This is a genomic window from Amycolatopsis solani (assembly GCF_033441515.1).
GTDB classification, from domain to species: Bacteria; Actinomycetota; Actinomycetes; order Mycobacteriales; family Pseudonocardiaceae; genus Amycolatopsis; species Amycolatopsis solani.
Map to the genome: position 1 here is coordinate 2823685 of NZ_JAWQJT010000001.1, position 23659 is coordinate 2847343.

The window sequence follows — 23659 nt, forward strand, 5'->3', positions numbered from 1 at the left end:
CTCAGCCCTCCGGCACGTCGTCGTAGGCCCCCGACTCCGCTTCGGTGTCGGGCGCGTGGGGATCCGCGATCCGTTCAGCGAGCGCGGTCCGGGCTTCGTCAAGGGTTTTGGGCCCCTGCCGATCGGCGTCCCAGCCTTCGGCGTCCCATTCCTGCGGTGTCTTGATCGGGCTGGCATCACCCGCCCCGTGCACGACGGCACCGGCGAGGAGCGTGGTCTCGATGTGTTCGGTCACGATCGGCCTCCGGCACCCGAGGGTACCGGAGGCCGACAGTGGATGGCCTACTTCAGTTCGGCGGAGGACTTCCCGAGGATCCGCCTCGCGACGATCAACTGCTGAATCTGCTGCGTCCCCTCGAAGATGTCGAGGATTTTGGCGTCACGAGCCCACTTTTCGAGCAAAGACTCTTCGCCGTAAGCGCCGGTCAGCTCGACGCACTTGAGCGCGATCTCCACCACCGAACGCCCGGCCTTCGCCTTCGCCATCGAAGCCTGCAGTGAGTTCGGCTTGCGGTTGTCCGCCATCCACGCGGATTCCAGCGTCAGCAGATAAGCCGACTCGTAATCCGCTTCCAGGCGGAGGAATTCCGCCGCCGCCGCGTGCTGCGAGTTCGCTGGGCGGTCGTAGTCGATCGAAACGCCGGCTTCGGTGAGGATGCGACGCGTCTCCTCCAGCGCCGCCCGTGCCACGCCGATCGCCATCGCCGCCACCAGGGGGCGCGTGTTGTCGAACGTCTGCATGACGCCCGCGAACCCCTTGGCCGTGTCGATTTCCGGCGAGCCCAGCAGGTTCTCCGCCGGCACGCGGCAGTTTTCGAAGCGCAGCACAGCCGTGTCGGAAGCGCGGATGCCGAGTTTGTGCTCGACGCGCACCACCTCGAAGCCCGGGGTGCCCTTCTCGACCACGAACGACTTGATCGCCGCGCGGCCCTTGGACTTGTCCAGCGTCGCCCAGACGACCACGGCGTCCGCGCGCTCGCCCGACGTCACGAAGATCTTCTCGCCGTTGAGGACGTAGTGGTCACCATCGAGGCGGGCCGTCGTGCTGACCGCCGCCGAGTCCGAACCGAAGGACGGCTCGGTGATCGCCATCGCCGCCCACATGCCGGAGAAGCGCTCCAGCTGCTCGTCGGTCGCGACCGAGCCGATCGCCGCGTTGCCGAGGCCCTGGCGGGGCATCGACAGCAGCAGGCCGACGTCGCCCCAGCACATCTCGATCGTGCCGAGGACCACGTTCAGGTTGGCGCCGTTGCGGTTGCCCTTCGCCTTGTCGTCGGCGCCGGAGCGCCGGACGCCCGCCGCGCCCGCGCCACCCTCGCCCGACGAGTTCAGGCCGTCGAGCAGCGCCGCGAACATGTCCAGCTCGGCCGGGTAGGTGTGCTCTGCGCGGTCGTATTTGCGCGAGATCGGCCGGAACACCTCGGCCGCGGCCTGGTACGCCTGGTTGATCAGCGCGCCGGCCTTCTTGGGAGCTTCTAGGTTAATCATCGTTAACGCCTTTCGCGAAAGCCTAGAGAAGGACGGCGCCTTCCATGACGCCGATGGCCCGCAGGTCGCGGTACCAGCGCTCGACCGGGTGCTCCTTGACGAAGCCGTGCCCGCCGAGCAGCTGCACGCCCGCGTTGCCGATCTGCATGCCCTTGTCCGTGGCCAGCTTCCGGGCCAGCGCGACCTCCCGCGCGTACGGCTTGCCCTGCTCGGCGCGAGCCGCGGCGCGCAGCGTCACCAGGCGTAGGCCCTCCAGCTCGATCGCGATGTCGGCGACCGAGAACGCCACGGCCTGCCGGTGGCTGATCGGCTCGCCGAACGCCACCCGCTCGTTGACGTAGGGGACGACGTAGTCGAGGACGGCTTTCGCGGTGCCGGCGGCCAGCGCCGCCCAGCCCAGCCGCGAAAGCCGGACGAGGTCGGTGAAGACGTCGAGCTTGCCGCCGCCGAGCAGCGCGCCCGCCGGCAGGTTGACGTGCTCCAGGTGCAGCTTGCCGGTCGCGGCGCCGCGCAGGCCCATCGCCGGCTCGGCCTCGATGGTCACCCCGGCGTTGGACGACTCGACGAGGAACAGCGCGGGGCCGCGGCCTTCGAGGTCGGCCGACACGATGAACAGCTCCGCCTGCGCCGCGCGCGGGACCAGCGACTTCACGCCGTCGAGCTGGTAGCCCTTCGGCGTGCGACGCGCCTTCGTCGCGGGCTTGAACGGGTCGTAGAGCGCTTTCTGCTCCTGCAGCGCCAGCGCCGCGGCGGGGACGTTCTCGCCGACGAACGCGGGCAGGTAGTCGGCCTGCTGCTGCTCGTCGCCCCAGCTGACCAGCGCGGTGCTGACCGCGGACGGCGCGAGCACGGCCACGGCCAGGCCGAGGTCGCCGTGCGCGAGCGCTTCCGCGACGAGCGCGTTGGTGACGACCGAGCGTTCGGTGCCGACGCCCCCGAGCTCCTCGGGGATGCCGACCAGGCTGATGCCCAGCTCGGCGGCCCGGCTCAGCAGGCCCTCGGGCGCCTCGAGCTTGGCGTCGGCGTCCGCGGCGGCCGGCCGCAGCTGCTCGGCGGCGAACTCCGTCACCGTCTCGACGATGAGCTGCTGGTCCTCACTCGGCGTGAGGTCGAACAGCCCCGTGTCCGCGGACGGCGCGAGCCGGGCGGGCTTGCCCAGCTTCTGCACCGACTTGAACGACCGGGTCGCCGCGCCGGCGACGCGGAAGCCGTTGCGGGTCCCCGCGGTGACCAGGTCCTCGAGGGGCTTGCGCAGCCCCGCGCGGTCGACGACCTTGCTCCCGGCCAGCCGGGTCAGCGCGGAAAGGCCCCAGCCCATCGCGTCCCGTTTCCTTGGCGCAGCCATGTGGCCCTCCATCCCGTTACCTACTCGCGAGTAGGTTAACCCGGGATGTCGCGCCGCGCCAGTGCGGGGCTGACCTTACGATGTAAGACGAGTGGAGATCTCCCACAGCTCCCGCGCGCCGGCGTGGTCCGTACGCCGTTCGAGCCTGGGCCGCTCGCCGTTCCGGCCGCCCGGGCCGACGTAGGCGTTGCCGGGGACGTCTTCGGTCGCGGCGAACAGGATCGGCAGCGCCCCGTACTCCGCCTTCTTCTGCGCGATCAGCGGGTAGACGGCCTTCATCAGCAGGGAGCGGCCGCCCCCGAAGTGCCGGTCGAGGCCGGTCCGCGCGACGCCGGGGTGCGCGGCGACGGCCCGGACCGCGCTTCCGGACAGCCGCCGCTGGAGTTCCTGCGTGAACAGCAGGTTCGCCAGCTTGGACTGGCTGTAGGCGCCGAGCGCGGAGTAGCGGCGGTGCTCCCAGTTCAGGTCGTCGAGACGGACCCGTCCCGTCCGCGCCAGCCCGGACGAGACGGTGACGACCCGGCCGGTCAGGTGCGGGAGCAGCAGGTTCGTCAGCAGGAACGGGCCGAAGTGGTTGACGGCCATGTGCGTCTCGAAGCCGTCCGCGGTCCGCGCGTACGGCACGGCCATCACGCCCGCGTTGTTGATCAGGACGTCGAGCTCGCCGGACCAGCCGCCGGCGAACTCCCGTACCGACGCCAGGTCGGCGAGGTCGAGGCGCCGGACTTCGGTGTCTCCCGGCGGCGGCGTGACGCGGGCGGGGTCGCGGACGGCGAGGACGACGCGGTCGCCCCGGGCGGCGAGTTCGCGTGCGGCGACGGCGCCGAGGCCGCCGTTGGCGCCGGTGATCAGGTAAGTGGTCATGGGCTCAGCGTCGCCGCGCTCGCGCGTGCGCGGCAGAGCGCGCCGATCGGGGGATCGGCGATCCCTGGGTAAGCGGGTTCCGGGCGCCGATAATCGGGATCGTGAACCGCGCCGACCTCGCCGACTTCCTGCGCCGCCGCCGGGAGGCCCTGCGCCCGGACGACGTCGGCCTGCCGCCCGGGCAGCGGCGCCGCACGTCCGGGCTGCGCCGCGAGGAGGTCGCGACGCTCACCGGGATGTCCACCGACTACTACACGCGGCTGGAGCAGCAGCGCGGACCGCGGCCGTCGGAGCAGATGCTCGCCGCGATCGCGCGCGGCCTGCGCCTGACGCTCGACGAGCGCGACCACCTGTTCCGGCTGGCCGGGCACACCGCGCCGAGCCGCGTGTCGCGCGCGGACCACGTCAGCCCGGCGTTGATGCGCGTACTCGACCGGCTGCACGACACGCCCGCGCAGGTGATGTCGAACCTCGGCGAGACGCTCGTGCAGAACCCGCAGGCCCGGGCGCTGCTCGGCGACGAAACCGGCCACACCGGGCCGGCGCGCAGCGCATGTTATCGATGGTTCACCGACCCCGCGGAGCAGCTGCTCTACCCGCCTCCGGACCGTGCGCGCCACGGCCGGTTCCTGGTCGCCGGCCTGCGCGCGGCCAGCGCGACCGACACCCGCGCCGCCGACCTCGCGCGGCTGCTCGCGGCGAAGAGCACGGACTTCGCGCGGCTGTGGGAAGCGCACGAAGTCGCGGTGCCGTTCGAGCGCCGCAAGACGCTGGTGCACCCGGCCCTCGGCGAGATCGGGCTCGACTGCCAGCTGCTCTTCACCGACGACCTCGCGCAGATGTTGCTGGTGTTCACCGCCACGCCGGGTACGGAGGACGCCGAGAAGCTGCAGCTGCTGTCCGTCGTCGGCCCGGAGCTACTGTGAGTGCTCGGCGTGCACCTGCCGCCGCCACTCGGCGAACCGCAGCCGCTCGAAGCCGATGAGCCCGAGCACGACCGCGGCGACGATCAGCAGCAGCACCGCGGCGGGCACGTGCTCCAGCAACGGCGTCGCCGCGACCAGCAGCACGCCGACGACCAGCCGCTGGTGGTTCCAGCTGCCCAGGTTGCGCCGGCGCAGCGCGCTCAGCGCGATCAGGTAGAGCCCGAGCCCGCCGGTCAGCGTCCAGATCGGCACCCCGTGCAGTGCTTCGCCGGGCGTGTGGTGCTCGGTGTCGGCGATGTAGAGGAAAGCCTTCTTCAGGCCGAGTGCGACGAGCACGATCCCGGCGATCAGCGGCAGGTGCAGGAACGTGTAGGAGTCCGTCGCGAGTTTCGTCCGTTCGGTGCCGGTGGCCTGGGTGAGCCGATGCTCGGACACGCGCGCGACGACGTCGAAGTAGGTCCACCACATCCCCGCGGCGAGCGCCAGCCCGCACACGGCCGCGCCGGCGACCAGCCACGACATCGGCAGCGACCCGATCCCGATGCCGATCGCGACGATCGACTCGCCGAGCGCGATGATCACGATCAGCCCGAACCGTTCGGCGAAGTGCGCGGGCACGTTCAGCCGCCACCCGTCGGGCCCGGCGAGGTAGACGTTGAGGTAGTCGGCCAGCAGCGCGGCGACCCACAGCCCCAGCTGCCAGAGCCCGCTCAGCGCGGTGCCGACGGCGAGCAGCCCGACGGACGGCAGCAGGCCGACGAACATCCTCAGCAGGACCTTGCGCAACCCGGGGTCGTGCTTCGCCGCGCCGAGGTAGGCGACGAGGTGCAGCAGCCGCACGAGCGCGTAGCAAGCGACGAAGAGCAGAGGCGCGTACAGCCCACCGGGGAAGTCGACGAAAGCCTCGGGGATGGTCAGCGAAACGAGGAACATCACGGCCATCGCCCCGAACATGGCGAGCCGCGCGATCCCGTGGTCGACGTGGATGGTCGTCCCGAGCCAGGCGTAGGAGCACCAGCACCACCACAGGACGGCGAGCATGGCCAGCCCCTGCCCGACCCCGAGGGGGCTCAGGTGGTCGGCCATCAGCTGGGTGGTCTGGGTGATGGCGTAGACGAAGACCAGGTCGAAGAAGAGCTCGATGGTGGAAACGCGGTGGTCCTCATCCGCGCTCACCAGGTGCAGGCGTCTCGTGGGCACGCCGAATTATGGACGGCGCGCTCCCGCCCGCGTCGCGTTTCCGGGTAACGCCCTGCGCGAACATGGCCGAGCGTGCACGCGTCTGGGACAATCAGCGAGGGACGTGGGGAGGTGGGTCGTGCATTCCTATGCGGCCGCGCTGCACCGGACGATCATGGCCGTCGACATCGCGGGCTACAACAACCCGAGCCGCACCCTGGCCCACCTGCGAGAAGTCCACGGAGGTCTGTGGCGGATCCTGCGCACGACGTTCGCCGAAACGGGCATCCCGTGGGACGCCTGCTACGTGGAGAACACCGGCGACGGCGCGATGTTCCTGCTGCCACCGGACGTCGCGAAGGCGGACCTGGTCGCCCAGTTCCCCGCCCGCATGCGCGACGAGCTGCGCCGTCACAACCACGTGCACGCGGAGGGAGCACAGATCCGCCTCCGCCTGGCCCTCCACGCGGGCGAAGTGGCGGAGGGCAGCCACGGACGCGTCAGCAAGGCGGCGAGCTTCACCTTCCGCATCCTCGACGCCCCGGAAGCGAAGGCGGCGCAGAAAGAGGCGAAGGCCGATCTCGTGCTGATCACTTCGGACCTGCTGTACCAGGACGTGGTCCGCGAAGACGCGGCCGCCGACCCGGAGGCGTTCCGGCGCATCCCGGTGAAGGTGAAGCCGGAGGAGAACGCCGCCTGGGCGTGGCTGCGCGTGTTCGGCGTGGTGAACGGGGTGACCGTTTCGGCGCCGGGGGATCCGAAGCACGAGGGATTCCCGGCGTTGATCGACGCGTTGCTCGCGGTGCCTTGTGTGCGCAAGGCGGAAAGCCGCCGGTTGTTGCTGGAAATGTTCCCCCGGCGGGAAATCGCCGACGCCGTTCCTTACCACGCCGAGGACCGTCTGCACGTCATCGCGCTCGCCCGGACGTGCGAGCGGTACGCGGGCGGAATGGCCGATCTCCTCGCCGCCATCCGGCTGCTCGACCCGGGATCGCCGCAGGTGGAAAAGGTGGCGTCGCTGGTGGCGGCGGGGGCGGGGCGGCCGGTGGGCTGAACGATGTCCACTTTTTGCCATTCTTCCGCCCGGGTGAATGGGTAAACTCACGATCTTCGGGGGCGCTCCGCGGGGGCGGGAGGTGGTTCACCAGATGTTCGTGCGGCGAGGCATGCCCCAGCTCGGGATCGCGATCCGCAAAGCACTCGTGGACGTCCTCGTGGTGGCGGGCTTCGCCGACGACAAGGCGATCCGCGCGTTGATGGTGGGTGAACTGCGCACCGCGCTCGACCACCCGTTCACCTTTTCGGACCAGCTGGCGGCCCGGGACCAGCTGGTCGAAATCGTCACCGCCTGCGGCCGGCTGGACAACGGGCTCGCCGTGCTGGCGGAGGTCCTCGAATTCCTGCGGCCCGGTACGAAGGAATGCGCGGAAGTGCGGCGGCTGGTCTCGTCCGTGCGGATGCACGACGTCGTCCCGGAAGCCGAACAGGAGAAGCTCCACCGTCGGCTCGAGGGGTTCGTCCCGCCCGGGCTCGGCGGGGCCGTCCGCCGCGCCGCGCGGTACGTCGTCCCGCCGCCTTCGTACGCCGACGCGGCCGCGGCGTTCTCCGGGCTTGCGGACTTCAACGCCGCGCCCGGCGAGTTGCCGCCTGTGCTGACCTTCGTCGAACTCATCGCCGGGGAATGCGACGAACCCCTCGCCGGTCAACTGCGGGAATGGTGTTCCGGGCAGGCCCGGCGGCTCCGCCTCGACAAGGCGTTGTCGGAATTGCGTGAAGAAATCGGCGGTTCTCCGCCGCCGGAAGGCAGGCTGCACTTGATGATCGTGGTCCGGCCGGACGCGATCGAGCCCGGGCTGTACGAGCTGTCCCACTGGCGGCAGGACGATCCCGGCGAATGGCCGCCGCCGTGCGGGGACACCGCGCTGGTCCGCGAAAACGATCTCGAGGAACGTGTCGACGCTCTGGTCGTCGCGGCGGAAGAGTCCTGGTCGGGCGGGAGCGCGGACGTGACACTGGAGTTCGTGCTGCCCAGGGCGTTGTTGAACCTGCCGGTGCATTCGTGGGCCGCCGACCGCGGTTCCGGTGTGCCCAAACCGTTGTACCTCGCGTATCCGACGGTCATTCGTTCACTTGAACGGATGAGTTCCCGTAAATGGCATCGCGTTTGGCGGCGCCGGTGGGAGTCGTTGAGTCGCGATCCGTCGATCGAACGGGTGTATTTCTGCCCGGCAGGCGTAGCCGAAGACAACTATCGGCTGGATGCGATACTGAGCGACGAACAGTGGGTTGTGGTGGTGCTCAGTGAATCACCGCCGGTCAGCCCCATTTCCGAAGGTGACGAGCTATTGGCGGCATTGCGCGCGGGCCTGCCGGTGATCGTTTGGCATCCCACGGCCCCTTCGGAAGTCGTGCGCGAAGTGGTAGCCTGGCTTGCCGGCAGTAGTGGCGGATTGGGGGATTTGCCCGCGCGGGCAAGGGAGTCCCGGCTGGATGCACTTCGAAATCCGCCGTCGTCGACGGACGACGGTGTAGTACGCGATCTGGTGGTGCTATGGGACGACCCGAACCGGCTGCTTCCCCTCGCCGAGACCGGCATGGTCCGGCGGGTCGGGGGAGGCGCCGATGAGCGTGACCGAGCATCCTGACAGCCCACCCGATTGGTGGATCTACCGCGGGACCGGCCGTCCGCTGCAGGACATCCGGCTGGCGGATCGCCTGCCCCCGCCGCCGCCGTGGCGCGACTTCCCGACCGCGGCACTGCCGGAAGTGGACGTGACCCCACCGGACGACGGCGAAACGGATCGCAAGCTCGGCACCGAACTCAGTTATTCGTCGAGGAACGTCAACCGGCATGAAGTCGACATGGTCAACGCGGCGCTGTACTTGCGGCGCCCGCTGCTGGTCACCGGCCGTCCTGGCAGCGGCAAGTCGAGCCTGGCCTACCGGATTTCGCGCGAGCTGCGCCTGGGCCGCGTGCTGCGCTGGCCGATCACTTCGCACACCACGCTGAAGTCGGGGCTGTACGACTACGACGCCATCGGCCGCGTGCAGGCCGCCGCCGCGCGGCAGACACTGGCCGCGGGCGCCGAAGCGGAAGAGCCGCCGGTCGGCGAGTTCGTCCGGCTCGCCGAGCTGGGCACCGCCTTCCTGCCCCGCAGGCTGCCGCGCGTGCTGCTGGTGGACGAGCTCGACAAGGCGGAATCCGATCTCCCGCACGACCTGCTGAGCTTGTTCGAAGACGGCGAGTTCCTGGTTCCCGAACTGGCCAGGGACGCCCGGCGCTCGGCGCAGGCGGAGGTGTTCACCGCCGATCCGGGTTACACCGCGGTGGTCGAGCACGGCCGCGTCCGGTGCGCGGCCTTCCCGATCGTCGTCATCACCAGCAACGGCGAGCGGGACTTCCCGCCGGCGTTCCTGCGCCGCTGCCTGCGGCTGGAGACCCGCGAACCGGACAACGACCAGCTCGCCGCGATGGTGGCGGCACACGCGCTCGACCCGCACCGCACGCAAAGCGCGCTGGTCGAAGACTTCGTGACGCGCAGCGCCGCCGTGGGCGGGCTGCCGGCCGACAAGCTGCTGGACGCCGTGTTCCTCGCGACGTCCGGCGCGTACCGGCCGGATGACGATTCGTGGCCGCGCCTCGTGGATTCCCTGTGGCGCCAGCTGAATCCGCAGGTGCCGTGACATGGGGGGACGGCCGGACGGGACGACGGGCGACCACGACCTGACGTGGCGCGAGCTCGCCGACGGGATGTGGCTGATGGCCACCATCCAGGGCACCCGTCCGCTCGCCGAACCGCCCCGGCCCGAACGCCCGCACGGCGACGACGCCGAGACCGCCGATGACCGCCGGCCCGCCGGGCAGGCTCCGCGGGCCGACCCGCCGCCGGACCCGGAAGGAACGTCCTTCGCCTACGCCGTCGAAGCGTCGCGGCCCGATCCGCCGCCGGACCGCGGCCCGGACCTCGAGCAAGCCGCCGGAGACGGCGGCTTGCTCGCACAGCGCAGCCCGCTGACCGCCCCGGAGCCGGACGCCGACGCCGAAGGCGAACCGTCCGCGACGCTTCCGGTGCTGCCCGACGCCGCCCGCCTGGTCCGCGCGCTACGGCCGTTCAAACGCAAGGTCCCGTCCCGCCGCGAGGGCGACGTCGAGCTCGACGAAGAGCGGACAGCGGAAGAAGCAGCCGCGACGGGGGTGTGGCTGCCGCACACCCGCCGCCGCCGCGATCGCTGGCTCGACCTCACGCTCGTCGTCGAGTCGGCGCCGTCGATGGCGCTCTGGACGCCGACCGTCACGGCGTTCGTAAACCTGCTGGAACGGCTGGGCGCCTTCAGGTCGATCCAGCTCAGGCTCCTCGAAACCGGCAAGACCGGCCAGGCCGAGGGTGGCGTGGTGCTCGGCCCGACCCTGCACGGCGGTACGGCGGAGACGCCGCCGCGCGGACCGCGGGAGCTGATCGACCCGTCGGGACGTCGGCTCGTGCTCCTGCTGACCGACGGCATGAGCGACGCCTGGCGCCGTGACCTCGTCTCGCCGCTGCTCGCGCAATGGGCGCGCGCGATGCCGGTCGCGCTCGTGCACCTGCTGCCGCAACGGCTCTGGGCACGCGGCGGCGTCGACGTGCAAGCCGCGGAACTCACCAGTCCCGGGCCGCTGCGCGCGAACGGCGCTTACCACCTGCGGCTCACCGACGCGTTGCTCGACGCCGCGGAAACCGCCGCGCTGGTCAAGGGCGCGGTCGCCGTTCCGGTGCTGGAACTCGCCGAGCGGTGGTTCCGCTGGTGGGCGGGCCTCGTGACGGGTGACGGCGGCAAACCCCGTCCGGCCGCCGTCGTCCTGGCCCGGGATTCGCCGCGCCCGGCCGACGCCGAGACCGCCGAACCCGCGCCGGAACGGATTGCCGCCACGGCGACCGAACAAGTGAAACACTTTCACAGCATGGCTTCGCCGCCCGCGTTCCGCCTGGCCACGCTGCTGGCGGCGGTGCCGGTGGACGTCAGGGTCGCGCGGGCCCTGCAGGCCGAATTGCTGCCCGGGTCCGGGCCGGGGCATCTCGCCGAGGTGTTCACCTCAGGCCTGCTGAAACGCGCTCGCGACGGATCGCCGTGGGATCGCACCGCCTGGGACTTTTCCGCCCAGGTAAGGGAAATCCTGCTGCGCGGCGCGCGCCGGTCGGACACCGCGCACGCCGTGATCACCGCGTCCCGGCGGTTCGGCGAACGCAGTCCGGTGCTCGCTCGCCTCCACGCGGCACTGGCGGAACCGGACGCCACTCCGGATCCCGAACCGGCCGCTGCGACGGCGGCCGAGATAGCACTCGAACGTGACGTGATGCGTGCACTGTCGGGTCCGTACCTTTCCCGTGCCGACCGGCTGGCGAGTAGGATCGGGGAGCCAGGTGGCGGTTTACGTAGATCCACTATGGACACTAGTATCCCGGCGGTGAGCGAGACCATGTCGCAGGAACTCGAAAGCAAGAGATACTCGAGTGAACCTGCATCCGTCGTCCATCCCGATACCAGGACCAGCGGGTTTTCCGCGTCGCCGACCGAGGCGCCGACCGCCGTGCGGACGAAGATCGTCCGCGAGATCGCGGACACGACAGCCCGGAGCGAACGCCGTTCCGGTGACGACGCGCCACCCGTTTGGGGAACGGTTCCGCCCAAGAACCCCAATTTCACCGGAAGGCGTGAACTGCTCGATCAATTGGGCGAGCGCCTCGGTGCGGGAACGACGGCCGTCCTGCCTGCGGCACTGCACGGAATGGGCGGCATCGGCAAGACGCAGATGGCGGTCGAATACATCTACCGGCACCTGCAGGACTACGACATCGTCTGGTGGATCCAGGCCACCCAGGCCACGCAGATCCGGAAGTCGCTCACCGAACTCGCCCAGCACCTGCGGCTGCCGGGTGCCGACGAAGCCATCACCGCCGTGCCCGCCGTGCGGGAAGCCCTGCGCCTCGGCCGCCCGTACCGGCGCTGGCTGCTGGTCTTCGACTCCGCCGAAGACCCCGAAATGGTCCGGCCGTTCTTCCCGGTCGACGGCCCGGGCCAGATCCTGGTCACCTCGCGCAACCCCGGCTGGGCCGGCATCGCGCGCCCGCTCGAGGTCGCCGTCTTCCAGCGCGACGAGAGCAAGAACCTGCTCGGCCTGCGCCGCTCCGGCCTCGCCGACGAAGATTCCGACCTGATCGCGGACAAGCTCGGCGACCTGCCGCTGGCCATCGAGCAGGCGGCCGCGTGGCTCGCCGAGACGGGCATGCCGGCCGAAGAGTACCTGCGGCTGTTCGACGAGAAGGTCACCGAAATCCTCGACACGTCCGCCCCGAGCGACTACGAGGTCTCGGTCGCGGCCGCGTGGAACGTGTCGTTCGACGAGCTGAGCTCCCGCAGCCCGGCGGCCCACCAGCTCCTGCAGGTCTGCGCGTTCTTCGCCCCGGAGCCGATTTCCCGGAGCGTCTTCGCCGGCGTGCGCGGGGTGTCGGTGGCCCCCGAACTCGACTCGGCCCTGCGCGACCCGATGCGCCTGGGCCGCGCGATCCGCGACATCAACCGCTACGGCCTGGCGAAGATCGACCACCGCAGCGACACCCTCCTGCTGCACCGCCTGGTACAGCTGGTGCTGCGCAACCGCATGAGCGACCAGCACCGCCTCGAAATGCGCCACGGCGCGCACCTGCTGCTCGCGAATCTCGACCCGAACGACCCGGCGTCCCCGCAGACCTGGCCCCGCTACCAGGAGATCCTCCCGCACATCTACGACACCGAGCTGACCGAGTGCACCGACCCGTGGGTGCGGCAGCTGGTGATCAACCTGTTCAAGTTCCTCTACCACTGGGGCGACCACCAGGGCGCGCTCACACTGGCGGAACGTGCGGTGAAGGCGTGGGCCGAAGACCGCGAGCAACGGCGGATCCGGGGCGAGGAACCGGCGGAAGACCCACCACTGCTGGAACTCAGCGCAGCCGAACGACTCGCGTTCTACTACTGGGTGGTGGGCCGGTACAACGAGGCCGCCGAAGTCGCGAAAGAGACGCTGCGGCGCTACACCGAGGCGCTCGGCTCGGAAAGCGAAGAGACCCTCAATGCGCAGCTAACTTATGCGCTCATCTTGAAAGCGCGCGGCGATTTCGCGGAGGCGCGGAATCGTAACAGCGAAATCTACGAAAAGGCCAGGGGCCTGTTCGGTGACGACGACCCGATCACGCTGGGTTCCGCGCACGAATTCATCGTCGCATTGCTGCTGACCGGTGAGTACGAAGCAGCTCGCAAGCTCGCGGACGAGACGTACACCCGCCGAGCCGAGATCTTCGGCTACGACAACGTCAGCACGATCGGCACCCAGGTGCTGCACGTGCTGGCGCGCCGGGAACTCGGGCACTACCCGTGGGCGCGCATCGAAATGGAACACATCGCGGAACGCGCCGAACAGCTGTACGGCGGCGACAGCGTCGGCACGCTCCGCCGCCGTTATTATCAATCGGTCGCCTGCCGCAAGGACGGTGACCACGAAACCGCGCTCGAATTGTCGACCGACGCACTGCGCAGGTTCCGCATCCGCTACGGCGACAGCCACCCGAACGCGATGGCGTGCGCGCTCGGGCATTCCATCGACCTGAGGCACGCGCGGCAATTCGCCGAAGCCCGCGAACTCGGTGAAGAGGTGTTCGACCTCTACCGCGAAAACCTCGGCGAAAGCCACCCGCACACGCTGTCGGCCGCCCTCGACCTCGGCGTTACCCTGCGGCTCGGCGGCGACCCCGCGAGCGCGCGCGTGACGAACGAGCGGTCATTGGCCCAGCTCCGCGAGAACCTCGGCGAAGACCACCCGCACACGATCGTCTGCGGGATCAACGTGGCGAGCGATCTTTTCGCACTCGACCGCGTGGCCGAGGCGGCGGAGCTGGACGCCGACCTCCTCGACCGGTCCCGCCGAGTCCTGGGCGACGACCACCCGACGACGCTGGCCGTGCAGCTCAACCGCTCGCTGGACCTGCGCTCGCTGGGCCAGACCGTTGAAGCGGACCCGATGTACGACGACGTGCTGACCCGCTACCGCATGGTGCTGGGCGAAAACCACCCGGGCACGGTCTCGGCTTCGCGCGGAGTGCGCGCGGACTGCGACATCGACCCGATGCCGATGTAGCGAGCGACGAGCAGGCCAGGCCGGGTGGCGGTCGTCACCGCCATCCGGCCGGCGGCTCGCCGTCGGCCCAGCCGACAAGGCCGACTTGCCCTCGACCGCTTGACAATTCCTTGACGGCGAAGTTCTCATTTCGATTGGGCGATCGCCCCACCCGCCGCGGGGGATCAATTTGTTTCCGTGGACACTGCTCGGACGCTGATAACATCCCGGCGGTGAGTGTGACGATGTCGCAGTCACTCATCTAGCTGCCGCATTTTTTGCACCTTACGCGCAAAAAGGGGCGCCACCTGCTGGAACAGGTGACGCCCTGGCACGACGACCCCGGACGCCTCGCAACGACAGGAGTACAGCCGCAATGTCCAAGAGTACCGATGATGACGGCCGAAGCCCGTATCGGCCGTCCGATCACACTGTTTGGTGGGCTATCGTCGAGGTCCTGACCAGCGGAAAGCTGTACCGTCGGCTGCTCAGGCTGCTCTGCCTCGCGGGCGTCGTGGTCATCGCGCTGGCGGTGCTCGCGGCGATCACGTTCCTGGTGGCCGGCCCGGACGTCTCGACCTTGTTCAACCAGCCGAGAGCGAACGCAGGTGATTCCGGCGAAGACCGCACGGAATGGGTGGCATCGGCAAATCCTGGATGGCGGTGGAATACGCTGGCCGGTCTATGAACTTGTCTGGTGAATCCAGACGTCCCGACCGGCTCGGAACCAAGCATCGCCACTCAGTGTGTGAACCGCCCCAGCCAGCCGGCGATCGCCTCCACTGACGGGACTGTTCCCGGCCCGTAGCGCAACGCTCGATGCACCGCCCGGACCAGCTCCGGGCGGTGCAGCAGCGCGCGGGACGCCGGTCCGGTGCTGCGGGCCGCGAGGGCCAATCCCAAGCCGGCCAGCGCTGCCGGATCTTCCGGGGTCGCTTCCAGCAGCTTCCGATAACCGGCTGCTGCTTCCGCCGGGCGTCCGGCCACGAAGTGCAGGTCCGCCTCGGTCGCGCCCGGGACCGCGGATCCCTGTACGGCGAACCGCGCGGCGCCGTCCGGGCCGAGGCGGAGGCGGATCAGGTCCGTGCGGGCGTCCTGCCAGTCGCCGTCCGGGACCGGGGTGGGGACTCGTGGCTCGGGCAGAGCCGTGGCAGCGGACCGCGGGCGCGTGAGGCCGGCTCGCCAGCCCGCCGCCAGCTCCGCCACTGTGCCCGGATCCGGGCGGAGGTGCCGGATGCGCCAGGCCGCGTAGTGGTCTTCGGCCGCGTACCGCGCCCATATCCGCGGGCCCATCGCGACCGGTTCGTCCTGCCACGGCCCGAGTTCCGTGGCGATGCCCGCCAGGAACCGGCGCCCGGCGGCGGTCAGGCTCTCGTCGGCGTGCACCACCTCGAGCGTGCGCCGGACCTGCCCGCGCCACAACGCGAATTCGAAGGCGGCGAGTTCGTGGTCCGGTTCCGCCGCGGCCAGCGCGCGCCAGAACGACGCGACGCCGAAGAAAGCGTAAATCCCGTGCAGCACACCGCCGATCGGGCGGGGGTCGGCGCGCCACGGTGCGTAGAGCCGTTCGCGCGGGTCGTCCACGCTGAGCCGGACGAGGTGGAGCAGCCCGCCCAGCCGGATGTGGTGGAACTCGTGCACCAGCGCGGCGGCCAGTGTCGCGGGATCTTCGCCGTACGCGACGATCGCGCTGCCGAAAGCTTCCCCGGTCGACGCACTGGGCAGCCGGAACGGGACGGTGGGGGCGGGCACGATCGAGTCCAGCCCGACGCGCAGGGTGTCCGCGACGGCGGGCAAGTGCCTGGCGAGCAGCGACCAGGCGCCGTCGAGCACCGTCCGCCACGATTCGACTTCGACCGGGCTCAGCCGATCCGGCGGGATCGGCTCGTACAGCCCGCGATAGGGATCCACGTCGTCGAGGCGGACTTCGAGCCGCCGCTCACCGGACCAGCACACGGTCGTGCGGATCCCGGACCACCCTGGTGCGTCGGCGGACGGGTGCGCCGGCAGGCGGACCACCGAGTGGAGGTTCCGGATTTCGACCCCGTCGCCGTCGCTGCGGATCGTGGCGACGGAGAACGGTGCCTCGGCGCGCAGCTGGGCCGAACCGAGCGTCGGCAATGCCACTTTGCCTTGCCAGACTGGGATTTCCGTTCCGAACGGGATCCCGGCGCGGACGGCGGCCGCAGCGGCGAGGCAGTGGACGTGTCCGACGTGCACCCAGAACGGGCAAACGCCGGTGACGTCCTGCCGGTACAGCCGGGTCGTGTAACCGGCCCACGTTCCGGTGTACGGGTGAGCGAGGATCGTCTCGAGTGCCTGAGGCGCGGCGTGTTCGACCCTGGCCAGCAGTTCCCACGCTGTTTCCGGGGACGGGAGCGGGCGGTACAGGTCTTCGGATTTCGTGACGACTTCGACCAGATTGCGCAGGAGCAGGAGCCGTCGGCTCCGTTCGGTCGCCCGCAGTTTGCGCAGCGGCCCGGTGCCGCCCTCGCCACGGGCCATCGCGTCGAAATCCGCCCAGAGCAACTGGTGACGGTTCAGTTCCGCGGCGGGATCCTCGGTCTGCCCGGAAATCATGGTCAGTCGACCCGCTGAGCGCCGTCGCCTCCGCTCGCTGTGACTTGGATGTGGGAAGCGCGTTCGACCGCATGCCGCAATGACTTGCGCAGTTCGCCGCCGTCCAGGGTGCGGAGTCTGGTGAGGGAGACGCCGCCGAGGTCGAGGAGTTCGGATTCGATTCCGTCTTCTGCGCCGGAACGAGCTGCTTGCATCGCGCTTTTCCCCTTCCGCAGGGAGAGCGGACCCCGTCGGCCCGTTTTCATTGTCCCGCATTCCGGGCCGTTTCGACAGGGACGGACGCCGTGCGCCGATCAGGCTACGTCCAGCACCCGGTGCAGGAGGGTCGTCAGCTCCGCCGCGAAGTGGGGGCGGGCGGCCAGGCGACGGGTGCGGGCCAGGTCGTTTGCGATGGTCAGCGCCGCGTGGACGGTGATCTTCGCTTCCCGTGGCGGCAGGGAAGGGCGGACCGCAGAAAGCAGCGTGACCCACTGGGCGACGTAATCGCGTTGCACGCGCAACAGATCCGCTTTGTCGCGGTCGGGCATCGTGACGCGGTCGGCCGAGAACGACACCAGCAGTTCCGGCGTGTGCAGAATCGTGTGCACGTACGACTCCGCCAAGCGGCGCAGGGCCGCCCGTTCGTCCGGCGCCTGGAGCGCGCGCTCGGCGGCCAGCGCCAGGCGGTCCGCCGCGCGGTGGCCGATCGCCACCATCAGGGCGGCCTTGCTCGGGAAGTGGCGGTAGACGCTCGGGCCCGCGATGCCCGCCGCCGCGCCGATGTCCTCCATGCTCACGTCGTGGAAGCCGCGCTGGGCGAACAGTGCCGTCGCTTCCGCCAGGACCTGCTCGCGGCGCGAAGGCGTGCCGAGGCCCAGCGGAGGCGAAGACGGCAGCGCGGACGGCGAGGGGAGTGTGGCGTTCAGCACACCCATCGCCAGCTCGACCAGCAGTTGCGCGAAGCGGCGGCGCGCCACCGAGGTGTGGTGCACCGACACGCTGCCGAACACCGACAGCGCCGCCCAGCACAGCAGCTCCGCGTCCTCGCCGGGCAGGTCGGGGCGCCGGGCGAGCAGCGCTTTCGACCACGCCGCCAGCGCGAGCGCCGAGCGGCGGGCGATCTCCCGCTGGTCCTCCTTGGGCAGGTGGCGGCCCTCCCAGCGCCAGAGCGCCGCGATCTCCCGGCGTTCGACGGCCTGCGTCGCGAGCCGGCGGAGGAGCGATTCCAGCTGGTCGGCGGGCGGAACCGAGTCCGACAGCGCTTCCGCCGTCGCCGCCTCCATGTCCTCGAAGCCGTTTAGTACAACGTAAGACAAGACCGCCTGCTTGTCCGCGAAGTGGCGGTACAGCGCCGGCCCGGTGACGCCCGCCGCGTCCGCGATGTCCTTGATGCCGACTCCGGGGAAGCCGCGCGCGCGGAACAGCTCCGCCGCCACCGCGGCCAGCTGGGCCTTGCGGTCGCGGGGGCGCGCGCTGCGTACTGAGTCGGTCATGGTGAGTCGACGATAGCGGCTAACGGCACACCTGCAACCCATTGACACCATGGGGTTATCCGGCGATATGTTAATGGCCATTAGCACTACTGGTCGGTATCATCGGCCATGGCACGACGACGTCCACCCCGCTCGCGAGGAGTTGTTCAGTGAGTAGCGAGGCCTACATCTACGAGGCGATCCGCACGCCTCGCGGCAAGAACAAGGGCGGTGCCCTCCACGGCACCAAGCCGGTCGACCTGGTGGTCGGCCTGATCAACGAACTCAAGGTCCGCCACCCGAACCTCGACCCCGCGGTGATCGACGACGTCGTACTCGGCGTCGTCTCCCCGGTCGGCGAGCAGGGCGCGGTCATCGCGCGCACCGCCGCGCTGAACGCCGGTCTCCCCGAGACCGTCGCCGGCGTGCAGCTCAACCGCTTCTGCGCCTCCGGCCTGGAGGCCACCAACACCGCCGCGCAGAAGGTCCGCTCCGGCTGGGACAACCTGGTCATCGCCGGCGGTGTCGAGTCGATGTCCCGCGTGCCGATGGGCTCCGACGGCGGCGCGCTGTTCATGGACCCGGCCACCGCGTACGACAACTACATCGTCCCGCAGGGCACCGGCGCCGACCTGATCGCGACCATCGAGGGCTTCTCCCGCGAGGACGTCGACCGCTGGGCCGTCCGCTCGCAGGACCGCGCCGAGGCGGCCTGGTCCGGCGGCTACTTCGCCAAGTCCGTCGTCCCGGTCAAGGACATCAACGGCGTCACGGTCCTCGACCACGACGAGCACCGCCGTCCCGGCTCCACCGTCGAGAGCCTCGGCAAGCTCAAGCCGGCCTTCGCGGGCATCGGCGAGCTGGGCGGCTTCGACGCCGTCGCGCTGCAGAAGTATCACTCGGTCGAGCGCATCAACCACGTCCACACCGGCGGCAACTCCTCGGGCATCGTCGACGGCGCCGCGCTGGTGCTCGTCGGCTCCGAGCAGATCGGCAAGACCTTCGGGCTGACCCCGCGCGCCCGCATCGTGGCGACGGCGTCGATCGGCTCCGAGCCGACGATCATGCTCACCGGCCCGACCCCGGCCACCGAGAAGGTCCTGAAGACCGCGGGCCTCAAGCCCGAGGACATCGACCTGTGGGAGCTCAACGAGGCGTTCGCGTCCGTCGTGCTCAAGTGGATCAAGGACCTGCACCTCGACGAGGACAAGGTCAACGTCAACGGCGGCGCGATCGCCATGGGCCACCCGCTCGGCGCCACCGGCGCGATGCTGGTCGGCACCGTGGTCGACGAGCTCGAACGCCGCCAGGCGCGCCGCGCCCTGGTGACCCTGTGCATCGGCGGCGGCATGGGCGTCGCGACCATCATCGAGCGGGTGTGAGGACTCCAATGGCCGAGAGCAAGACCATCCGCTGGGAGCAGGACTCCGACGGGATCGTCACGCTGACCCTGGACGACCCGAACCAGTCGGCGAACACGATGAACGCCGACTTCCGCGAGTCGCTCGGCGTCACCGTGGACCGCCTGGAAGCCGAGAAGGACTCCATCACCGGCGTCGTCATCACGTCCGCCAAGAAGACCTTCTTCGCCGGCGGCGACCTGAACGACCTCATCCAGGCCAAGCCCGAGAACGCGGTCGAGTTCACCGAGTCGTCCAGCCTCATGAAGGGGCAGATGCGGCGGATCGAGCAGCTCGGCAAGCCGGTCGTCGCGGCGATCAACGGTGCCGCGCTCGGCGGCGGCCTCGAGATCGCGCTGGCGACGCACCACCGCATCGCCGCGGACGTCAAGGGCAGCCAGATCGGCCTGCCCGAGGTGACGCTCGGCCTGCTGCCCGGCGGCGGCGGTGTCGTGCGCACCGTCCGGTTGCTGGGCATCCAGAGCGCGCTGCTGAACGTCCTGCTGCAGGGCCAGCGGCACCGTCCGGCCAAGGCGCTCGAGCTCGGCCTGGTGCACGAGCTCGTCGGCACGGTCGAGGAGCTCGTCCCCGCCGCGAAGGCGTGGATCAAGGCGAACCCCGAAGGCGGCGTCCAGCCGTGGGACGTCAAGGGCTACAAGATCCCGGGCGGCACGCCGTCCAACCCGAGCTTCGCGGCCAACCTCCCGGCGTTCCCGGCGAACCTGCGCAAGCAGATCAAGGGCGCGAACATGCCGGCGCCGCGGGCGATCCTGGCCGCCGCGATCGAGGGCGCGCAGGTCGACTTCGACACCGCGATCCTGATCGAGACGCGCTACTTCATCAGCCTCGCGACCGGCCAGGTCTCGAAGAACATGACGAAGGCGTTCTTCTTCGACCTGCAGACGATCAACTCGGGTGGTTCGCGGCCGGACGGCTTCGAGAAGTACACCGCCAAGAAGGTCGGTGTCCTCGGCGCCGGGATGATGGGCGCGGCGATCGCGTACGTGTCGGCGAAGGCCGGCATCGACGTCGTCCTCAAGGACGTCTCGCTCGAGGCGGCCGAGAAGGGCAAGGGCTACGCGGCCAAGCTCGAGCAGAAGGCTCTCTCGCGCGGCAAGACCACGCAGGAGAAGTCGGACGCGCTGCTGGCGAAGATCAAGCCGACCGGTGACCCGGCCGACTTCGCGGGCGTCGACTTCGTCATCGAGGCCGTCTTCGAGAGCGTCGAGCTGAAGCACAAGGTGTTCGGCGAGATCGAAAGCGTCGTCAACGCCGACGCGGTGCTGGGCTCCAACACCTCGACGCTGCCGATCACCACCCTCGCCGAGGGCGTGCAGCGCACCGAGGACTTCATCGGGATCCACTTCTTCTCGCCGGTCGACAAGATGCCGCTGGTCGAGATCATCTGCGGTGAGAAGACGTCGCCGGCGACGCTGGCGAAGGTCTTCGACTACACGCTGCAGATCAAGAAGACGCCGATCGTCGTCAACGACAGCCGCGGCTTCTTCACCTCGCGCGTGATCGGCACGTTCATCAACGAGGCCGTCGCCGCGCTGGGCGAGGGCGTCGAGCCGGCGTCGATCGAGCAGGCGGGTTCGCAGGCCGGCTACCCGGCGCCCCCGCTGCAGCTGATGGACGAGCTGACGCTGACGCTGCCGCGCAAGATCCGCAAGGAGACCCGCGAGGCGATCGAGGCCGCGGGCGGCACGTGGAAGGCGCACGCGTCCGAGGCGGTCATCGACCGGATGCTCGACGAGTACGACCGCAAGGGCCGCTCGACCGGCGCGGGCTTCTACGAGTACGACGCTGAAGGCAAGCGCACCGGGTTGTGGCCGGGCCTGCGCGACGCGTTCAAGTCCGGCTCGACGGAGGTGCCGTTCGAGGACCTCAAGGAGCGGATGCTCTTCGCCGAGGCGCTCGAGACGGTCAAGTGCTTCGACGAGGGCGTCCTGACGTCGGTGGCGGATGCCAACATCGGCTCGATCTTCGGCATCGGCTTCCCGGCGTGGACCGGCGGTGTCATCCAGTACATCAACCAGTACGAGGGTGGCCTGCAGGGCTTCGTCGACCGGTCGCGTGAGCTCGCGGCCCGGTACGGCGACCACTTCGAGCCGCCGGCTTCACTCGTGGAGAAGGCCGCCAAGGGCGAGATCTACGAATAGCCGATCGATCCGTGAAGGCCTCCTCACCGGCGCTTTGAGCCGGTGAGGAGGCCTTCACTGTTGTCTCAAGGCTCGAGCGCGAGGTGCGGGAGCCGCCGGTCCAGCCACTTCGGCAGCCACCAGGCGCGCTCGCCGAGCAGCCGCATGATCGCCGGCACGACGAGACAGCGGATCACCAGCGCGTCCAGCAGCACCGCGACCGCGAGGCCGAGCCCGAACTGCGCCAGCATCCGCGACGGGTCGAGCAGGAACGCACCGAACACCAGCACCATGATCGCGCCGGCCACGGTGATCACGCCGCCGGTCGCGGCGAGTCCCTCGCGCACCGCGAGGCGCGCGTCGCCGGTGCGCCGCCACTCCTCGTGCATCCGCGACACCAGGAACACCTCGTAGTCCATGGACAGCCCGAACACGATCGCGAAGATCATCACCGGCACGAACGCCTCGATCGGGCCGGGCTGCGCGCCGAACCAGCCGTCGCCGAACACCAGCGTCATGACGCCGAGCGAGGCGCCGATGCTCAGCAGGTTCAGCAGCGCCGCCTTGAGCGGGATGAGGATCGACCGGAACACGACCATCAGCAGCAGCGCGGACAGCCCGACGACGACCAGCACGAACAGCGGCAACCGGTCGGCGACGGCGCCCGCGAAGTCCGTCGCGGCCGCGACCGGCCCGCCGACCAGGTAGTGGCCCGGGAGCGACGGCAGGACGTCGGTCCGCAGCCGCGTCACCAGCTCGGCGGTCGCCGCGTCCTGCGGTGACGTCGTCGGGAACGCGAGGACGGTCCGGCCCGCCGGGGGCAGCGCGCGAGCGATCCCCGGCGTCGACGCGAGCCGTTGCTGCAACGCGACCGCGTCACCTTCTTCGGCGACGACCGCGAGCGGGCCGCTGAAGCCCGGACCGAAGCCCTCCGCCAGCAGGTCGTACGCCTTCCGCGTGGTGGACCCGGCCGGGTCGGTGCCCGCGTCGGCGAACCCGAGCCGCATGCCGAGTGCCGGGATCGACAGTCCGATGAGGAGGAGCAGGCCGATCGCCAGCGGGGCCGCGGGCCGTCGCTGGACGCCGTCCGCGAGCCGACGCCACGCCCGGCCGTGCTCGCGCTTGTCCGCGTGGCGCCGGATCCCGCGCTCGAGCCGCTTCCCGAACAGCGAAAGCAACGCCGGGAGCAGCGTCACCGACGCGACCATCGTCATCAGGACGGTCAGCGCGACCGATAGCGCGACGCCGCGAAGCCCGCCGAGCCCGAGCGCGAGCAGGCCGAGCAGCGCGATGATCACCGTCGTCCCGGCGAACAGGACCGAGCGGCCGGCGGTGTCGAGCGCGCGCCTCGCGGCCGCTTCACGGTCGAGGCCGTTCAGGATCTCCGCGCGGTAGCGGGAGAAGACGAGCAGCGCGTAGTCGACGCCCACGCCGAACCCGACCAGCATCATCAGCGGCGAGGTGTAGCTCGCGATGTCGACGTAGTGCGAAACGACGGTGATCACGCCGAGCGTGCTGCCGACGGCGAAGACGGCGGTGATGACCGGGAGCCCGGCCGCGAGCAGCGAGCGGAACAGGAACACGAGGATGACCAGCGCGGCGAGCAGGCCGACGCCTTCCGCGGGTCCGCCGCCGCCGGAGATGCGCTCGACGGGGTCGCCGGCGAGCGCGGCCTCGACGGGACTCCGCTCGACCGTGTCGGCGAACCGCACGATGTCGTCGTAAGGCAGATCGGTGGAGGCCGCGTCGAACGTGACGGTCGCGTAGCCGATCCGGCCGTCGGCCGACAGCGTCTCGAACGGCCCGGTCACCGACCTGACGTGCGGCTGCAATCGGACATCGTCCAGAACATGTCCGATTGCGGCGCGCTGCGTCTCGAGCCCGCTGTCGGACTTGAACACGATCTGCGCGCTCGTGCCCGATTGCGCGGTGTTCCGCAGCAGGTCGACGACCTGCTGAGACTCGGTTCCGGGCAGCGAGTTGTCGTCGTGGAACGCGTCTCCGGTGAGCCGCGAGGTGAGCGTGACGCCGATGAGGACCAGCGCCCAGAGCGCGACGGCGAGCCACCGGTGGCGCTGCGCCCAGCCGGCCAGCTTCGCCAGGCTTCCCCCGGTGGGGCGAGTGATGGTGTCCATGGTGGACAAGGATTCGCGGTCG

16 protein-coding genes are annotated in these 23659 nt (G+C 70.2%); 8 read left to right on the plus strand and 8 right to left on the minus strand.

From position 1 onward, the window contains the following. Position 1: 1 nt before the first annotated feature. From SD460_RS13920 to SD460_RS13935, 4 genes are all read right to left on the minus strand, one after another. Positions 2–235 (minus strand): hypothetical protein, encoded by a 234-nt coding sequence (locus SD460_RS13920; protein WP_290049568.1) that lies wholly within the window; start codon positions 233–235, stop codon positions 2–4. Positions 236–282: 47 nt separating this feature from the next. Next, positions 283–1488: an acyl-CoA dehydrogenase family protein gene (locus SD460_RS13925; RefSeq protein WP_318306219.1), complete on the minus strand. Its 1206-nt coding sequence runs from the start codon at positions 1486–1488 to the stop codon at positions 283–285. A gap of 22 nt (positions 1489–1510) precedes the next feature. Beyond that, positions 1511–2806 carry an acyl-CoA dehydrogenase family protein gene (locus tag SD460_RS13930; protein ID WP_290049687.1) on the minus strand — a complete coding sequence of 432 codons (1296 nt, stop codon included), beginning with the start codon at positions 2804–2806 and terminating at the stop codon, positions 1511–1513. Between the two features lie 102 nt (positions 2807–2908). Continuing rightward, the gene (locus SD460_RS13935; RefSeq protein ID WP_290049564.1) at positions 2909–3697 is read right to left on the minus strand and encodes an SDR family NAD(P)-dependent oxidoreductase; all 789 of its coding nucleotides are present in this window, start codon (positions 3695–3697) and stop codon (positions 2909–2911) included. Positions 3698–3798: 101 nt separating this feature from the next. Here SD460_RS13935 and SD460_RS13940 point away from each other — a divergent pair, with 101 nt between their 5' ends. Further along, positions 3799–4623, plus strand: a complete 825-nt coding sequence (locus tag SD460_RS13940) for a helix-turn-helix transcriptional regulator (protein ID WP_318306220.1) — start codon at positions 3799–3801, stop codon at positions 4621–4623. Here the strand turns inward: SD460_RS13940 and SD460_RS13945 are convergent. Next, positions 4615–5823, minus strand: a complete 1209-nt coding sequence (locus tag SD460_RS13945) for a low temperature requirement protein A (RefSeq protein WP_290049561.1) — start codon at positions 5821–5823, stop codon at positions 4615–4617. The genes SD460_RS13940 and SD460_RS13945 overlap by 9 nt on opposite strands. 118 nt (positions 5824–5941) lie before the next feature. Between SD460_RS13945 and SD460_RS13950 the strand changes: the two genes are divergently transcribed. From SD460_RS13950 to SD460_RS13970, 5 genes are all read left to right on the plus strand, one after another. Then, positions 5942–6856 carry an effector-associated domain 2-containing protein gene (locus tag SD460_RS13950; RefSeq protein WP_290049560.1) on the plus strand — a complete coding sequence of 305 codons (915 nt, stop codon included), beginning with the start codon at positions 5942–5944 and terminating at the stop codon, positions 6854–6856. 94 nt (positions 6857–6950) lie between these two features. Next, a complete protein-coding gene (locus SD460_RS13955) occupies positions 6951–8447 on the plus strand; it encodes a VMAP-C domain-containing protein (protein ID WP_290049559.1) in 1497 nt (498 codons plus the stop codon). Further along, positions 8425–9486 carry an AAA family ATPase gene (locus tag SD460_RS13960; RefSeq protein ID WP_290049558.1) on the plus strand — a complete coding sequence of 354 codons (1062 nt, stop codon included), beginning with the start codon at positions 8425–8427 and terminating at the stop codon, positions 9484–9486. Before SD460_RS13955 ends, SD460_RS13960 begins: the two co-directional genes overlap by 23 nt. 1 nt (position 9487) lies before the next feature. Next, on the plus strand, positions 9488–13951 hold the full coding sequence (gene fxsT, locus SD460_RS13965) for an FxSxx-COOH system tetratricopeptide repeat protein (protein ID WP_290049557.1): 4464 nt from the start codon (positions 9488–9490) through the stop codon (positions 13949–13951). A 355-nt stretch (positions 13952–14306) separates the two neighbouring features. Then, positions 14307–14618, plus strand: a complete 312-nt coding sequence (locus SD460_RS13970; RefSeq protein ID WP_290049556.1) for a hypothetical protein — start codon at positions 14307–14309, stop codon at positions 14616–14618. 53 nt (positions 14619–14671) lie between these two features. Here the strand turns inward: SD460_RS13970 and SD460_RS13975 are convergent, their stop codons facing one another. Then, positions 14672–16459 carry an HEXXH motif domain-containing protein gene (locus tag SD460_RS13975; RefSeq protein WP_290049554.1) on the minus strand — a complete coding sequence of 596 codons (1788 nt, stop codon included), beginning with the start codon at positions 16457–16459 and terminating at the stop codon, positions 14672–14674. Between the two features lie 344 nt (positions 16460–16803). Continuing rightward, on the minus strand, positions 16804–17982 hold the full coding sequence (locus SD460_RS13980; RefSeq protein WP_290049552.1) for a TetR/AcrR family transcriptional regulator: 1179 nt from the start codon (positions 17980–17982) through the stop codon (positions 16804–16806). Between the two features lie 149 nt (positions 17983–18131). On the opposite strand from SD460_RS13980, the gene SD460_RS13985 reads away from it, so the two are divergent. Both SD460_RS13985 and SD460_RS13990 read left to right on the plus strand, forming a co-directional pair. Then, positions 18132–19343 (plus strand): acetyl-CoA C-acetyltransferase, encoded by a 1212-nt coding sequence (locus SD460_RS13985; protein WP_290049550.1) that lies wholly within the window; start codon positions 18132–18134, stop codon positions 19341–19343. Between the two features lie 8 nt (positions 19344–19351). After that, entirely contained in the window at positions 19352–21523 is a 2172-nt protein-coding gene (locus SD460_RS13990) for a 3-hydroxyacyl-CoA dehydrogenase NAD-binding domain-containing protein (protein WP_290049549.1), read from the plus strand. A gap of 65 nt (positions 21524–21588) precedes the next feature. Here SD460_RS13990 and SD460_RS13995 read toward each other — a convergent pair whose 3' ends face one another. Further along, on the minus strand, positions 21589–23637 hold the full coding sequence (locus SD460_RS13995) for an MMPL family transporter (RefSeq protein ID WP_290049547.1): 2049 nt from the start codon (positions 23635–23637) through the stop codon (positions 21589–21591). Positions 23638–23659: the final 22 nt, after the last annotated feature.